Consider the following 14,443-nt stretch of genomic DNA (forward strand, 5'->3'; position numbering starts at 1 on the left):
GTCCCCTTACGATCAACCCACTTTCCTACCAAAACGTCTTAGCCGGCGCAGTCAACTTCCCGGCAATCACTGCAATCGCCTTCTCCACATCACCCACCTTGGTATACCGCCCCAGGCTTAACCGCAAGCTGCTCCCGGCCTGGGCTTTACTCAGCCCCAACGCCAGCAACACGTGAGAAACGCTGCTGCTCGCGGAGTTACACGCCGAGGTCGAAGAAACGGCCAGTTCGCTGGCAAGACTGGCAACGTTAAACCCCGGGCTGTCGATGCAGACGTTGAGCGTATGGGGAACGCGTTGTTGGGGATCGCCGTTCAGGCTCACGCCGTCCAAGCCGAGCAGGCCTTCGCGCAGTTGCGCGGACAACGCAGCGATGCGCGCGACTTCTTCGTCCATTTCGGCGCTGGCCAGTGCGTACGCCGCGCCCATGCCGACGATCTGGTGGGTGGCGAGGGTGCCGGAGCGGTAACCCTGTTCGTGGCCGCCGCCGTGCATCTGTGCTTCGAGCAGCGATCGCGCGCGGTCGCCGACGTAGAGTGCGCCGATGCCTTTCGGGCCGTAGGTTTTGTGCGCGGAGAAGGACATCAGGTCCACCGGCAATGCGCTCAGGTCGATCGCCAGTTTGCCAGCGCCCTGGGCGGCGTCGACGTGGAAGAGGGCGCCGTGTTCACGCACGATTTGGCCGATGGCCGAGATATCGGTGACGGTGCCCAGTTCGTTGTTGACCAGCATCAGCGACACCAACAGCGTGTCATCTCGCAGTGCGTGGCGCACGGCGTCGGGGTGAATCAGGCCGCGGCTGTCGGGTTCGAGCCAGGTCACCGGGCAACCGGCTTGCTCAAGCTGGCGAACGGTGTCGATGACGGCTTTGTGTTCGATGGTGCTGGTGATGAGGTGACGGCGGGCGCCATTGTTGAGGTTGAGCGCGATGCCCTTGATCGCCAGGTTGTTGGACTCTGTCGCGCCTGAGGTCCAGACCAGGTCATCGGCACTGCAACCCACCAGTTCTGCAACCTGACGGCGCGCCAACTCCACGGACTGCCGGGCCTGATTGCCGTAGGCGTGGGAGCTGGAGGCCGGGTTGCCGAAGGTACCTTCGCGGCCGAGGCAGGTGACCATGGCCTGGATGACGCGGTCATCGACCGGGGTGGTGGCGGCGTAATCGAAATAACAAGGGAGTGTTTTCATGGGGTGTTCTGCGCTGTCCGTCGTGCCGAAAATACTACTAGCGTCAGGGTGAAAAAAAATTGATTCCTCAACGGAGATTTGCCCTCGGATTAGAATGAATTTCCATCAAAGGCTCATTAAAGGGAATATCATTTTATCAGCTGGCCTTTCTGGCCTATCCTTATCGCTTCCCGGCATATGAATTTACCGAGGCCACCGCGCGTTCCATGGACAAATTCGACCAGGCCATCCTGAGCATTCTGCAGAACGACTGCACCCGCCCGATTGCAGAAATCGCCGACAGCGTCGGCCTCGGCAGCACCGCATGCTGGCGTCGCGTACAAAAGCTCGAAGAGCAGGGCATGATTCGCGGGCGAGTCGCGCTGCTTGACCCGGCGCAGTTGAACGTCGCGGTAACGGTGTTCGCCGCCATTCGAACCAATCAGCACAACGCCCAGTGGCTGGGTCGTTTCCATGATCTGATCGCCACGCTGCCCGAAGTGGTGGAGTGCTATCGCATGGCGGGCGATACAGACTACATGCTGCGGATCGTGGTGCCGGACATCGCTGGCTACGATGCCGTTTACAAAAAGCTGATCCAGTTGTCGGGCATCACTGACATGAGTTCCAGCTTCGCCATGGAGCAGATCAAGTCCACGACACAGCTGCCGTTGAGCTACACCCTGTAAACCCGCATCAGCACGCTTCATCCAAATCCTGCGCAAAAAAAACAGCCCTCCGAAGAGGGCTGCTTTTTTATGCGTCGAAGAAAGTCGTCTGTTGAATCAGACGCGGGCTTTGTCGATCCATTCCATGGACGTGCGCCAGATGCAGATCCCCAGGAAGTACGCTGACATGGCCAACCACACGAACAGGGCCACCGATCCGTTGTACGGATGATTCATCACCAGCAGGAAGCTGCAGAAGAACCACACGGCAGTGACTGCGATGTTCAGGGGCATGAAGCGGCGGACGCGGAACGGGTGCAGGAACTTCATGCGCGTCACCGTCAGCAGCGCCAGGCAGATCACCGTGATGAAAGTCAGCCATGGCGCCGGAGAAAGGATGTAGACGCACAGGGCGACGACGTTCCAGGCGGCGGGGAAGCCCTGAAAGTAGTTGTCCTTGCTTTTCATTTCGACGTTGCAGAAACAGAACAGCGACGACACCAGGATGATCGAGGTGGTCAGCAGCAGAGTGTATTCCGGCAGCGGGATGTAGCGGTAGATGAACAGGGCGGGAATGAACACGTAGGTCAGGTAATCGATCACCAGGTCGAGCACCGAGCCGTCGAAGTGCGGCAGGACCGACTGCACGTTCAGCTTGCGCGCCAGGGAGCCGTCTACGCCATCGACGATCAGGGCGAAGCCCAGCCAGAGCAGGCACGCCTTGGGTTGGTTGTCGAACAGAGCAATGGTCGCGAGAAAGGCGAGCACCACGCCCGTGGCGGTAAAACCATGGGCGCCCCAGGCCTTGAGCCAGGCGATGCGTTGAATCGGAATCATGGACGGTCCTTCTGGAAATAAGCGGGTTCGGTCGGGGACAACAACGGTGACGGAACCAGAGGTGCATCTATCGACCGGGGATCGGTCGATAAGGTTCATACGTAACCCCTACACGGTAGCAGGCGGCGCAGGCTTTCGTTACTCAAATGTGACGCCGTGCCGTGGAGCGCAGGGGTGCAGGTGTCATTGGTCGGCTGACAAACAAAAAAGGCAATATGCTGGCCCCGATGGGCGCCGTACCTCGTCAGAATCCACGCCTGATCAGTCACTTAGGCAAGGAATGGCATGTCATTTCTCAAGACTCTACTGACCTTCTGCGTGCTCATAACGGTGACTTCCCAGGCCTTCGCGCGCAGTCCAAACAAGAACGAACGCGACCTCTGCACCTGGGGCGCGGGGATGGCCGGTACCGCTCAACAATACAAACTGTCCGGCCTGACGCTGTACGGCGCCCGCAAGAAGATGCAGGCCCAGCATTTCGCCCAGCAATGGATGCGCATGAGTGCCCTGGGCATTACCGAGCAGACTTACGACAGCCCTTCGAGGCTGCGGCCGGAAAGCGTCAAACAGGTGTATTACGAAGGCTGCATCAAGCACGAAGTCGCACGGCGCTGACTGACCGCGCTGCAGCCCCGAGGTGCAGCGCGAGCAATCAACGCGATAGCAGGATCAGTGCGCCCCGCGCGGGATGGTCTTCAGCAGATCAGCCGGGCTGATATGCCCCACCACCTGCACGCCGCTGCCCGGCTGGGGCAGGCCCAGAATATGGCCTTTGATCTTGCCGATCACGTGCATCTCGCACGGCTTGCAATCGAACTTCAACGTCAGCACCTCATCGCCATGGACCAGTTGCATCGGCGCGACCTTGGTGCGCACGCCGGTCACACCCTTGGCCTGCTTGGGGCACAGGTTGAAGGAGAAGCGCAGGCAGTGTTTGGTAATCATCACCGGCACTTCGCCTTTCTCTTCATGGGCCTCGTACGCGGCGTCGATCAACTGCACGCCGTGACGGTGATAGAAGTGCCGCGCCTTCTCGTTGTAAACGTTGGCCAGGAACGACAGGTGCGCCTCGGGGTAAACCGGCGGCGGCGACGTTTCCGGCTTGCGGGCACCGCGCGGGTGCGCCTGGATGCGAGCGGCGGTCAAGGTCTCGATGACTTCACGGCGCAACGCTTTGAGTTGCGAGTTCGGAATGAAGAACGCTTGCGGCGCGTCCAGCTCAATGGCAGTCGCGTGGTATTCGGTGGTGCCGAGCTGGCCGAGCAGATCGTGGAGCTGCTCCAGCGCCTGCTCCGGTTTATTGGCGACGCCAAACGGGCCGTTCAGCTCGACGCGAGCGCTGATGCCTTCCTCGCTGGTGGCGACCAGTTCCAGACGCTCTTCACGCAGGCGCGCCACCCATGACAGGCCGATGCGGCGTTCGGCCGAGGTCTTCTGCAAAGCCTGTTGCCAGTTGTGATCGAGGTTGCGACTGAGCGGATGGTTGGGCCGCAGTTGCAGGCCTTTCGGCATCTCGTTCGGCTCGACGCGGTAGCGGTAGCGCTTCTCGCCGTCTTCTTCGAACTCACCTTTTGGCTCGGCGATGTTGGCGCGGAAACCCACCACTTCGCGCTTGACCAGCACATTGAGGCCGTCACCGTTGGACAGCGGCTCATGGGTCACCACCTGCAAGTCACGCTTGCCGACTTTCTCGACCACGCCGACCAGCAGGCCGGTGAAGGTCGGCGAATCGAACGCGCCGATGTCGACCTTGCGGTCGGTGACGAAATAGTCGGTGCTGCCCCGGTGGAAAGTCTTGTCCGGGTCCGGCAGGAAGAAGTGCGCGGTGCGGCCGCTGGAGGCGCGGGCCAGGTCCGGACGGTCTTCGAGGATCTCGTCCATACGCTGACGGTAGTAGGCCGTGATGTTCTTCACATAGCCCATGTCCTTGTAGCGCCCTTCGATCTTGAACGAACGCACGCCGGCATCCACCAGTGCGCGCAGGTTGGCGCTCTGGTTGTTGTCTTTCATCGACAGCAGGTGCTTCTCGTAGGCAACCACGCGGCCCTGATCGTCTTTCAGCGTGTAGGGCAGACGGCAGGCCTGGGAGCAGTCGCCACGGTTGGCACTGCGCCCGGTGTGTGCGTGGGAAATATTGCACTGACCGGAGAAAGCTACGCACAGCGCGCCGTGAATGAAGAATTCGATGGCGGCATCGGTTTCGTCGGCGATGGCGCGGATTTCCTGGAGGTTCAGCTCACGGGCCAGCACCAGCTGCGAGAAACCGGCCTGATCGAGAAAGCGTGCCCGCTCCATGGTGCGGATGTCGGTCTGGGTGCTGGCGTGCAGCTCGATGGGCGGAATGTCCAGCTCCATCACGCCGAGGTCCTGCACGATCAGCGCGTCGACGCCAGCGTCGTAGAGCTGATGGATCAGCTTGCGCGCCGGCTCCAGCTCGTTGTCGTGAAGGATGGTGTTGATGGTGGTGAAGACGCGGGCGTGGTAGCGGCGGGCGAATTCGACCAGTTGGGCGATTTCGCTGACGTCGTTGGCCGCGTTGTGGCGCGCGCCGAAGCTCGGGCCGCCAATGTAGATCGCGTCAGCGCCATGCAGAATGGCCTCGCGGGCAATGGCCACGTCGCGGGCAGGGCTGAGCAATTCCAGGTGATGTTTGGGCAGAGACATATTTTTTTAGTCGGCACGGTCACGGTCAAGGCGCGCATTGTAGCGGCGAAACGCCTGACCGGCACCCGTCTGCTGCCCGATGGCGCCCGCCCGTGGGCTGGGGGCGCCGGAAACCCGCGTGATCAGGCCTTGGCGGCCATCGCCGTGACTTCCACGCGCATGCCTTCGACGGCCAACGCGGCGACGCCCACTGCGGCGCGCACAGGCCAGGGTTTGGCGAAAAAGCGTGTGTAGACTTCGTTGAATGCGGCCCGATCGGCCATGTCGGTGAGGTAGATGGTCAGGTGGAGCACGCGGTCCATGGAACTGCCGGCCCGCTCCAGTGCCCCTTTCAACGCCTGCAACGTGCATTCGCTCTGCTCGACGATACCGCCCAGTTCCAGGCTGCCGTCGGCCCGGGTGGGGATCTGCGTGGAAACCAGCAGACCGCCGAAACCGGCGACGTCCGAGGAGATGGAATCGGCGTCAGGATCCGGCGTGAAGGTGATGTCGTGGTTGGCCATGGGCGTTCTCTTCTACGAGTGTGTGGATGACCGGCCAGGAACGGCCGACGGCCATGATGTCCGACTCGGAAGGGAAAAGGGAGGCTTGACAGCGCGGTGGCCGGCCGAGTGAGCAGGGGTCCGATCAGAAAATTCGTGCCAATGCGCCTGGGGCTGTCCACAAAAAGCGAGCCGCCGTCACGTTATCTCTGACGTGAAGGCGGCTCCGGGGGGGTTGTCAAATCGGCGGATTCAACGTCATTGAAACTAGCAGTGAGGTTAACCGTTAGCTAGCTATCATTTCGCAATACAGTGTTTCCGTTGCGGGAACAATCAACCCCGGCGCTGGAGCATCTGGCGAATCGTCGAGCAGGGCCGCTGCAAAAAAACTCCGAACTCGTCCCCGGTCGTTCAGTCCACTTTTAACGCTGACCGTTTGGGTTGGAACATTTCAAGGAGAGCCCCATGACTGATTACCCGAAACCGCCGTTCAAGCCTCAACAGCAGCCTGTTCCTGGCGATCAGAGCCGAATGGACCCCTACCCGGACTGCGGCGAGACCCGCTACAAGGGCTCGGGCCGCATGAGCAACAAGATTGCGCTGATCACCGGCGGCGACAGCGGCATTGGCCGTGCAGTCGCTATCGCCTACGCCCGTGAAGGCGCTGACGTGGCGATTTCGTACCTCGATGAACACGAAGATGCCAAGGAAACCGCACGCTGGGTGGAGGAGGCGGGCCGTCAGTGCCTGCTGCTGCCGGGCGATCTGGCCGAGAAGGCGCAGTGCCTGGCCATCGTCGATGAAACGGTGAGGAAGTTCGGCCGCATCGACGTGCTGGTCAATAACGCCGCGTTCCAGATGTCCCACGCATCTCTTGAGGAAATCTCCGACGAGGAATGGGTGAAAACCTTCGATATCAACGTCACCGCGATGTTTCGCATCTGCAAGGCGGCGGTGCCCCACATGGCTGCGGGCAGTTCGATCATCAACACCAGTTCGGTCAATTCCGATTCGCCTAAGCCAACGCTGCTGCCGTACGCGGCCACCAAGGGCGCCATCGCCAACTTCACCGCTGGCCTGGCGCAGTTGCTCGGTGAGCGCGGCATTCGCGTGAACAGCGTCGCGCCCGGCCCGATCTGGACGCCGCTGATTGTGTCGACCATGACCGACGAAGACGTGAAAAGCTTCGGCGAGGAAACGCCACTTGGCCGTCCGGGTCAGCCGGTGGAGGTCGCACCGATCTACGTACTGCTGGGCTCCGACGAAGGCAGTTACATTTCGGGCACACGTTATGGGGTGACCGGCGGCAAGCCGATCCTGTAACTGATCATGGATGGACTGCTGCGTCGCGCCCAGGACTCGCGCCTGCTCGCCGCGCAGCAAAAGAGGCAGCCCTCACAGCGCTTCAGCCCCTGCGGCGTACCCTGGACGTGGGGGATTTGGCGATGCCTCGTGGCCCGGCGATGCCCCAGATAGCAACGCCGACCACTGGGAAGATGAAGATCAGCACCACCCAGCCAATTTTGGTCCAGGGCGATTCGGGGCCGCGCCAGACACTGGCGATGGCCCACACGTCGATCAGAAGGATGAAGACCACCAGGGCGGCCGAGAACACCGTGTCCATTTCATTGTCCTCGGTCCGCGCGGGATCACATGGCGGGGATGCCGGTAACCGTTGCAGTACCCGTTTCAGTTTCGGTCACGGATGCAGCCAAAGGGATTTCCGGGCTGCCGGGGGTCAGGATGACCTTGCGGCAGTCTTCCTGTTTCTTGTCGAAAATCTTGTAGCCTTCAGCGGCCTGCTCCAGAGACATGCGGTGGCTGATGATCGCTTCGGGCGCGAGACGGCCGGCTTCAATGTGTTCCAGCAATTCCGGCAGGTAGCGCTGCACGTGGGTCTGGCCCATTTTGAAGGTCAGGCCCTTGTCGAACGCATCGCCGAACAGGAAGCCGTGGATGAAACCGGCGTACACACCCGGCACGCTGACCACGCCGCCACGGCGCACGGCAGCAATGCACTGGCGCAGCGCCTTACCGCTGCTGCCTTCGATTTTCAGGTTGGTCAGAATGGTTTCGGTGGTGCTGCCCTTGGCTTCGAAACCCACCGCATCGACCACGCCGTCCACACCGCGCATGCCCTTGGTCTGACGAATGATGGTATCGGCCGGGTCGTCGTCTTCATCGAAGTTGATCGGGATCACGCCGTAGGTGGCCTGGGCGTACGCCAGTCGGTAAGCGTGATGGTCCACCATGAAGATCTGATCGGCGCCGAGCATCCGGGCCACGGCCGCAGCCATCAGCCCCACAGGACCCGCGCCGTAGATGGCGATACTCGAACCCTGACCGATGCCGGTGTTCAGGACCGCCTGGTAACCGGTGGGCAGGATGTCGGAGAGGAACAGCACCTTTTCGTCCGACAGCGTGCCAGGGACCTTGAACGGCCCGGTGTTGGCTTTCGGCACGCGCACGTATTCGGCCTGGCCGCCAGGGATGCCGCCGTACAAGTGGCTGAAGCCGAACAGCGCAGCCCCCGGTGGAATGGCCTTCTTGTTGATGATCGCGCCGCGACCGGTGTTGGTGGTTTCGCAGGCGGCGTACAGGTCCATGTTGCAGAAGAAGCATTCGCCGCAGGCAATGACGAAGGGGATCACCACTCGGTCGCCGCGCTGCACGGCGGTCACGGCTGAACCGGTGTCTTCGACGATGCCCATGAATTCGTGGCCGAAGATATCGCCGTGTTCGACGGTGGGGATTTTGCCGCGGTAGAGGTGCAGGTCGGAGCCGCAGATTGCGGTGGCGGTCACGCGCAGGATGATGTCGTCAGCCTGTTCGATGACCGGATCGGGGACGGTGTCGACTTTCACGTCATGGGCGCCGTGGTAGGTGAGTGCTCTCATTGTGGTTTTTCTCCGCGATTTATTAGGGGCAACTAAGTAGCGGAGCAGACAGCGAGGGGTTTAGTTCAGGACTTTGCAGCGGTGGGGGATTAGCGGTGCGTTTGGTGCCGGTTGGACCGGCTTCAGCCGGGAAGGGGCCTGTGTAGACACCATCATCTTTGCAGTGTGGCTGCCGACCCTTTCCCGGCTGAAGCCGGTCCTACTACGTCATCGCGGTCCTACAGGAAGCCCGCGTCGCAGATGGGTTATTTAAGCCCGACCCGCTTGCGCATGTCGGGGGTGATGGTCTGGCGTGTTTTGCCCAGGTCCGCCCACGGGTCGCTGTCCAGTTCGGCGAGACGTTCGTGGACGGTGTTAATGTCCCAGGCGTTGGCGCCTTTGATCTCCAGCAGTTCTTCGCGATAGATCGGCACCGACACCGGCAGGCCCTCCCGGGTGCGCACCGAGTACGCGCAAATCGTGGTGGCGCCGAGCCCGTTGCGCAGGTAGTCGATGAAGATCTTGCCAATGCGGTTCTTCGGCCCGGCCACCGCCGAAAACCGCTCCGGCAGCAGCCTGGCGATGTGCTTGACGATGGCATGACTGAAATCCTTCACGGCGTCCCAGTCCGCTTTCGGTGTCAACGGCACGACCACATGAATCCCCTTGCCGCCGCTGGTTTTCAGGAACGATTTGAGCCCCAGTTCATCCAGCACAGCGAGGGTCAGTTGCGTGGCTTCCACCATGGTTTTCCAGGGCAGCGCCGGATCGGGGTCGAGGTCAAGTATGAAGCGGTCCGGCCGCTCAAGGTTCTTGGCGACGGCGTTCCACGTGTGCAGCTCCATGGCACTCATCTGCACCGCACCGATCAGTGCTTCGATGTTGTTGATCAGCATCACCGGATGGCCGGTGTATTCCTTGCCCATGGTCTCGATGCCGGGGATGGCGAGGCGGTCGGCGTTTTTCTGAAAGAACAGCTCGCCGCCGATGCCCTCCGGTGCCCGCACCAGCGCCACCGGGCGTTGGGACAGTTGCGGCAGCAGCCATTCGGAAATGCGGATGTAGTAATCGGCGAGGTCGCGCTTGGTCGCGCCGCTGGTGGGATCGATCACCCGCTCGGGGTGGGTCAGGCGAATCTTGCCTGTTCGGGTGTCGGCGGCGTCGGACTCACGCGGACCTTCTTCGGCGTTGACAGGTTTGGATGCCTTCGCACGCTTACGCGGGGTCGCAGGTTTTGGCGTGTCTTCTGATCGCGCTTCTGGCACGTCTGACGCCTGCCCGGGCTTCGACGTTTGATCGGTTGATGGCGCCGGCGCCGGTAGCTCCTCGGTGATCGACTCCGCAGGCTTGTCGGTGCGCAGGCCATGGAAAACAGCGTGCCGGACCGATCCGTCTTTGGTGATCTCGGCAAACGCCACTTCGGCCAGCAGCACTGGTTTGAGCCAGTGCACGCCCTTGGCTTCAAAGCCGGTGGGCGGATTGACCACCGCAGCCTTCTTGCCGTGGAGCGGCGTGAGTTGGTCGTAGATCGTGCCCAATGTCGCTTCATTGAAACCGGTCCCGACCTTGCCTGCGTACCTCAACTCGCCACTGTCGGCATCGTGCAAACCCAAGAGCAATGCGCCGAATTTGCTGCGCGCGCCCTTGGGATCGGTGTAGCCCACGACGACGAATTCCTGGCGACGCTTGCACTTGAGCTTGATCCAATCACCGCTGCGGCGTGACAGGTAAGGGCTGCCGGCGCGCTTGCCGATCAGGCCTTCCATTTTCATCTGGCAGGCGCTGTTGAGCAGGACTTCCGGCACTTCGGCGAAGTCTTCGGAGTACCTGAGCACCTCGTCGTCGGTCCGTTCGAGCACCTTGGACAGCGCGGCGCGACGCTGTTCCAGCGGCACTTCGCGCAGGTCCATGCCGTTGAGAAAGGGCATGTCGAACAGGTAATAAATAATCTTGCCGCTGCGACCGGCCTCGAAGGCGTTCTGCAAGGCCTGGAAGTCGGGCACGCCTTCGTCGTTGGCGACGACCATCTCGCCGTCGAGCCAGGCCGATTCAAGGCCCAGTCCGGCGATGGCGTCGGCCTGGTGCGGCAGTTTGTGCGTCCAGTCATGGCCATTGCGGGTGAACAGCTGCACGTTGCCCTCGGCGACTCGCGCCATGACCCGGTAGCCATCGAACTTGATCTCGTAGCGCCAGTCGCCCTCAGGCGCGGACTCCACCAGCGTGGCCAGTTCGGGCTTGATGAGATCCGGGATATCACCAGGTTCGGCGCCGACCAGTTGCGCCTTGGCGGATTTCTTCCGGGGGGCGGGGACTTTCTCTACCGCTTTGGGCTTGTCAGGCTTTGACGTTGCCGCCGTTTTGCTCCCGCGTTTTTTAGGGATCAGGGTGCGCTCGCTGAGCACGCTGTCGGGCAGTTCCCTGACGACGTCGTAATCGCTTTCCGGGCGGGCAAATTCGTCCAGGTGCTTGATCAGGAACCACTGCTCCTGCTTGCCGGGAATGTGCGTCTTTACCAGATTCCACACGCCGCCGAGCTTCTCGCCCTGCAGTTCAAATTTGAGTTTGCCCTTGGCGTAGGCCTCGGCAGGGTCGGTGAGGGGTGTCCACACGCCGCGGTCCCAGACGATGACGTCGCCGGCACCGTAATGCCCTTCGGGGATGCTGCCCTCGAAGGTGGCGTATTCGACCGGGTGATCTTCAACGTGCACCGCCAGGCGCTTGGCTGCCGGGTCCAGCGAGGGGCCCTTGGGCACGGCCCAGCTTTTCAGCGTGCCATCGATTTCGAGGCGGAAGTCGTAATGCAGGCGGGAGGCGTCATGCTTCTGGATGCAGAACTGCAGGGCATGGGCTGCTTTTTTGCTCGAAGCGCGTTTTTTCTTGGCGCTGCCTGACGGCTCGGGCGTCGCGTCGAAATCGCGCTTGCGGTTGTATTCGTCCAGTCCGGCACTCATGGAAATCCCTCACCCTGCAGCCTGTGTCTGTTAACGCAGAGTTCGCGGCGGGGGCGGAGTTCCGGTATCGGTTCGATCCTCTCCTGACACCCGCAACAATGGGGGGGCCTGAACGGGCCCATTCCCGGCTGAAGCCGGTCCTACGCGTGCAGCGCGGTCTGATAGTAGGACCGGCTTTAGCCGGGAAGGCGTCAAGTGGCACTGCAAATATCGGCGCCTGAACGGGCCAGTTCCCGGCTGAAGCCGGTCCTACGTGTGCAGCGCGGTCTGATAGTAGGACCGGCTTTAGCCGGGAAGGCGTCAAGTGGCCCGTACAATATCCGCGCCTGAACGGGCCAATTCCCGGCTGAAGCCGGTCCTACGGGTGCAGCGCGGCCTGATAGTGGGACCGGCTTTAGCCGGGAAGGCGTCGGCCAAGACACTGCAAAATCGACGGCCTGGCATAGAGCGTAGACGCGCTATACAGCCCCACGCTGCTCAGTCGCTTCCGCCAGCATCGCCAGGGTCTGTTCCATGTCCACGATAGACGCTTCCAGCGTAGCAAAGCATTGAGCGATGCTCTGTTTATCGTCCACCGTCTGGTGGCCGGTCAGCTCGGTGACTTCGGCCAGTTCAAGCCGGAACAGTTCGTTAACGCTGCCGCGAAGTTCGTCCAGTTGATTGAGGACAACAGCCATTTGATTGCGGGTCGCATTGCTCATGTCGGGCCTCACGTTATAGGGGGGCAGGCGCGGATTGCTTGATCACACACTGACAGACATGAAAAAGGCAGGGTGTCTAAACCCTGCCTCCTTCAACTAAAGGTTCGAATCAGCCCGTGACAGGCGTCCTCCGAATTATTTAGCCGCGTCACCGCCGTGTGCTTTGGCCAAGGCCTTGGCGTGGGTCAGGTGCTCTTCCAGCTTCGGCAACGTAGCGGTCGCGAACGCTTTCAGATCAGCGTCTTTGCCTTCAGCGGCTTCTTTCTTGAACAGCTCGATGGTTTGTTCATGGGCGACAACCTGGTTGTTCGCATACGCCTGATCAAACGACTTCGAACTGCGCAGCTCAAGAATCATCGCCTTGGCTTTGTCCAAGAGCATGGCGTCATTAGACACTTCCAGCTTCTTGGTGTCCGCAATGCCTTTCAGTTTGGTGTTGGCGGCCGTGTGATCTTTGACCATCATTTCCGCGAAGGCTTTCACATCAGCGGAAGTGCCTTTCTCCAGCGCGAGTTTACCGGCTTCAACTTCTGCCACACCTTTGGCGGATGCATCTTCCACGAAGTCGTCGTTGTCTTGGGCTGCAAAAGCGCCTTGGCTACCGATAGCCATCAACAATGCGAGTGCGGAAGTCTGAATAAGATTTGCCATAGTGAAGTTCCTCTTCTGTCCTTGACGTGGCTTGAGTGCCAGCAACTAATCCGACGCACTGATCACATTAATCGTTCAGAGCATTTCATAACCAGCTGCTGTCAGGTCGCCTGTGGAACGCCTCAAACCGTCCGCAACTCTGTGTCAGAACGATTCAAACCATTCCCGATAAGGCGTATTCACAGCCTTGAAGCGATTGAAGTCCGCCGCACCGTCCGACCACCAGACCGGACCGCGCTCGCCCAGTGCAATCTTCGCCGCATTGACCGAAGCGCGAGCCCCCTGGAGCGCGGCAGCGTCATCGGCGCGTTTGGCGGCTTTGACGGCCTGCCGCGCCTTCATCAGCGCATTGACCCACCGCTGGCGCTCTTCTTCGCCGAGGGCCGGGTTGCTGCAGCGCCACAGTTGGCCCTTAACGACGAAATAGCGACCGTCCGGCGTCGTTGGGTATTTCACTGAATCCGCGTCACCGTCAGCACCACGGCAGCGATGCGGTCAGCTTCCTGGTACGTGTCGGTTTCCAGCTCTTCACCGAACACGTCAGGGTCCATCTCGCGATAGGACCAGGCGAGATCAGGACGATCAACGAGTGCGCGCGCCTGTTCGAGTAACAGATCAACGCCGTCGACCGAGGGCGCGCCGGTGTACAGCAATACGCTGCCGTCCGGCGCCAGTCGCTCAATGGCTTGCGCCAGGATGCGCACGGACAGCTCGGAGCCCAGTTGTTCGCCACCGTGGCGGTAAGCGCGTTCCTGGATGTCCTTCATGTACGGCGGGTTGGCGACGATCAAGTCGAACTCCCCGGTAGTGCCCGCCAGGATGTCGCTGTGGTAGGCGACCACGTTATCCGCCTTGGCCAGCGACGCGTTGACGGCAGTGAACCGCAGGGCAGTGGGGTTAATGTCAACCGCCAGCACACTCGCATCCCGTCGGGCACGGCCGATGAGGATCGCGCCGACGCCACTGCCACAGCCGATGTCGACGGCGGTACGAATCGGGTGGGTCGAGGTGCGCAGGTGTTCTTCAATGGCCTGGGCAAAGCGATAGGTGTCGGGGCCGAAGAACACCGAGTCGTGAGCCACGGTGGGGAAGGCGGAGTGGACGAGCAGCAAGTCATCAAGGCTCGACCAACGCACTTCACTGACCCACATGCCGGCATGGGCCCGCAGCACACCCGCGGCAAGCAGCGCTTCGACTTCGGCTTCGTCCAGCAACCCGCCTTCGAACGGGCGGCTCCAGCCGAAGACGTCGCGCAGGCTGCGGGCCTCGCGGTTCTGTTCACGGGCGTTGACCCGTTGATGGGTCAGCGGCGTGACCGTGGTGAAACGATAGCCGCCGTCCTGCAGACGCTGTCCCAGTTGGAGCAGCGCGAGGTCGTGGCTTGCGTCGGTCATTTCCGGCATGTCCGGCGCGGGCTGATCAAGGTTCGGTTCAAGCAGTGTCTGCTG

The 14,443-nt window shown here is 61.4% G+C and carries 14 protein-coding genes; 3 read left to right on the forward strand and 11 right to left on the reverse strand.

The genetic code is table 11. The annotated features are described in order from the left end of the window. Positions 1-25 precede the first annotated feature (25 nt). Positions 26-1,186, reverse strand: coding sequence for a cysteine desulfurase family protein (locus tag IFT99_RS02220; protein WP_192130270.1), 1,161 nt, complete (start codon positions 1,184-1,186; stop codon positions 26-28). 206 nt (positions 1,187-1,392) lie between these two features. On the opposite strand from IFT99_RS02220, the gene IFT99_RS02225 reads away from it, so the two are divergent. Further along, positions 1,393-1,854, forward strand: a complete 462-nt coding sequence (locus IFT99_RS02225) for an Lrp/AsnC family transcriptional regulator (protein ID WP_192130271.1) — start codon at positions 1,393-1,395, stop codon at positions 1,852-1,854. 96 nt (positions 1,855-1,950) lie between these two features. Here IFT99_RS02225 and pcsA read toward each other — a convergent pair whose 3' ends face one another. Continuing rightward, positions 1,951-2,670 carry a phosphatidylcholine synthase gene (pcsA, locus tag IFT99_RS02230; protein ID WP_065988791.1) on the reverse strand — a complete coding sequence of 240 codons (720 nt, stop codon included), beginning with the start codon at positions 2,668-2,670 and terminating at the stop codon, positions 1,951-1,953. Positions 2,671-2,955: 285 nt separating this feature from the next. Between pcsA and IFT99_RS02235 the strand changes: the two genes are divergently transcribed. Then, positions 2,956-3,285, forward strand: a complete 330-nt coding sequence (locus IFT99_RS02235) for a hypothetical protein (RefSeq protein WP_192130272.1) — start codon at positions 2,956-2,958, stop codon at positions 3,283-3,285. 54 nt (positions 3,286-3,339) lie between these two features. Here the strand turns inward: IFT99_RS02235 and IFT99_RS02240 are convergent, their stop codons facing one another. Together IFT99_RS02240 and IFT99_RS02245 are read right to left on the reverse strand one after the other, a co-directional pair. Beyond that, a complete protein-coding gene (locus IFT99_RS02240; RefSeq protein ID WP_192130273.1) occupies positions 3,340-5,334 on the reverse strand; it encodes a peptidase U32 family protein in 1,995 nt (664 codons plus the stop codon). A 122-nt stretch (positions 5,335-5,456) separates the two neighbouring features. Next, positions 5,457-5,837, reverse strand: coding sequence for a RidA family protein (locus IFT99_RS02245; RefSeq protein WP_192130274.1), 381 nt, complete (start codon positions 5,835-5,837; stop codon positions 5,457-5,459). 444 nt (positions 5,838-6,281) lie between these two features. Between IFT99_RS02245 and IFT99_RS02250 the strand changes: the two genes are divergently transcribed. Then, complete coding sequence (locus tag IFT99_RS02250) at positions 6,282-7,139, forward strand: SDR family oxidoreductase (RefSeq protein WP_192130275.1); 858 nt, start codon at positions 6,282-6,284, stop codon at positions 7,137-7,139. Positions 7,140-7,221: 82 nt separating this feature from the next. On the opposite strand, the gene IFT99_RS02255 is transcribed toward IFT99_RS02250, so the two are convergent. The 7 genes from IFT99_RS02255 to IFT99_RS02285 form a co-directional block, all read right to left on the reverse strand. Continuing rightward, positions 7,222-7,440: a PLD nuclease N-terminal domain-containing protein gene (locus tag IFT99_RS02255; RefSeq protein WP_192130276.1), complete on the reverse strand. Its 219-nt coding sequence runs from the start codon at positions 7,438-7,440 to the stop codon at positions 7,222-7,224. Between the two features lie 25 nt (positions 7,441-7,465). Then, positions 7,466-8,713, reverse strand: coding sequence for a zinc-dependent alcohol dehydrogenase (locus IFT99_RS02260; protein ID WP_192130277.1), 1,248 nt, complete (start codon positions 8,711-8,713; stop codon positions 7,466-7,468). Positions 8,714-8,958: 245 nt separating this feature from the next. After that, complete coding sequence (gene ligD / locus IFT99_RS02265) at positions 8,959-11,643, reverse strand: DNA ligase D (RefSeq protein ID WP_192130278.1); 2,685 nt, start codon at positions 11,641-11,643, stop codon at positions 8,959-8,961. A 458-nt stretch (positions 11,644-12,101) separates the two neighbouring features. Further along, a complete protein-coding gene (locus IFT99_RS02270) occupies positions 12,102-12,344 on the reverse strand; it encodes a hypothetical protein (RefSeq protein ID WP_065988799.1) in 243 nt (80 codons plus the stop codon). 135 nt (positions 12,345-12,479) lie between these two features. Beyond that, positions 12,480-12,995, reverse strand: a complete 516-nt coding sequence (locus IFT99_RS02275; protein ID WP_192130279.1) for a DUF4142 domain-containing protein — start codon at positions 12,993-12,995, stop codon at positions 12,480-12,482. Between the two features lie 144 nt (positions 12,996-13,139). Continuing rightward, positions 13,140-13,451 (reverse strand): hypothetical protein, encoded by a 312-nt coding sequence (locus IFT99_RS02280; protein ID WP_192130280.1) that lies wholly within the window; start codon positions 13,449-13,451, stop codon positions 13,140-13,142. Continuing rightward, the gene (locus tag IFT99_RS02285; RefSeq protein WP_192130513.1) at positions 13,448-14,398 is read right to left on the reverse strand and encodes a methyltransferase; all 951 of its coding nucleotides are present in this window, start codon (positions 14,396-14,398) and stop codon (positions 13,448-13,450) included. The genes IFT99_RS02280 and IFT99_RS02285 overlap by 4 nt, the downstream gene beginning before the upstream one ends. Positions 14,399-14,443: the final 45 nt, after the last annotated feature.

The sequence above is a fragment of the Pseudomonas sp. CFBP 8772 genome, from assembly GCF_014841665.1.
Taxonomy (GTDB): Bacteria; Pseudomonadota; Gammaproteobacteria; order Pseudomonadales; family Pseudomonadaceae; genus Aquipseudomonas; species Aquipseudomonas graminis_B.

What these genes read in the sequence shown, in the direction of transcription:
- IFT99_RS02220 (WP_192130270.1), bottom strand. Translation starts at nt 1,186, where the DNA reads ATGAAAACACTCCCTTGTTATTTCGATTACGCCGCCACCACCCCGGTC.
- IFT99_RS02225 (WP_192130271.1), top strand. Translation starts at nt 1,393, where the DNA reads ATGGACAAATTCGACCAGGCCATCCTGAGCATTCTGCAGAACGACTGC.
- pcsA (WP_065988791.1), bottom strand. Translation starts at nt 2,670, where the DNA reads ATGATTCCGATTCAACGCATCGCCTGGCTCAAGGCCTGGGGCGCCCAT.
- IFT99_RS02235 (WP_192130272.1), top strand. Translation starts at nt 2,956, where the DNA reads ATGTCATTTCTCAAGACTCTACTGACCTTCTGCGTGCTCATAACGGTG.
- IFT99_RS02240 (WP_192130273.1), bottom strand. Translation starts at nt 5,334, where the DNA reads ATGTCTCTGCCCAAACATCACCTGGAATTGCTCAGCCCTGCCCGCGAC.
- IFT99_RS02245 (WP_192130274.1), bottom strand. Translation starts at nt 5,837, where the DNA reads ATGGCCAACCACGACATCACCTTCACGCCGGATCCTGACGCCGATTCC.
- IFT99_RS02250 (WP_192130275.1), top strand. Translation starts at nt 6,282, where the DNA reads ATGACTGATTACCCGAAACCGCCGTTCAAGCCTCAACAGCAGCCTGTT.
- IFT99_RS02255 (WP_192130276.1), bottom strand. Translation starts at nt 7,440, where the DNA reads ATGGACACGGTGTTCTCGGCCGCCCTGGTGGTCTTCATCCTTCTGATC.
- IFT99_RS02260 (WP_192130277.1), bottom strand. Translation starts at nt 8,713, where the DNA reads ATGAGAGCACTCACCTACCACGGCGCCCATGACGTGAAAGTCGACACC.
- ligD (WP_192130278.1), bottom strand. Translation starts at nt 11,643, where the DNA reads ATGAGTGCCGGACTGGACGAATACAACCGCAAGCGCGATTTCGACGCG.
- IFT99_RS02270 (WP_065988799.1), bottom strand. Translation starts at nt 12,344, where the DNA reads ATGAGCAATGCGACCCGCAATCAAATGGCTGTTGTCCTCAATCAACTG.
- IFT99_RS02275 (WP_192130279.1), bottom strand. Translation starts at nt 12,995, where the DNA reads ATGGCAAATCTTATTCAGACTTCCGCACTCGCATTGTTGATGGCTATC.
- IFT99_RS02285 (WP_192130513.1), bottom strand. Translation starts at nt 14,398, where the DNA reads ATGCCGGAAATGACCGACGCAAGCCACGACCTCGCGCTGCTCCAACTG.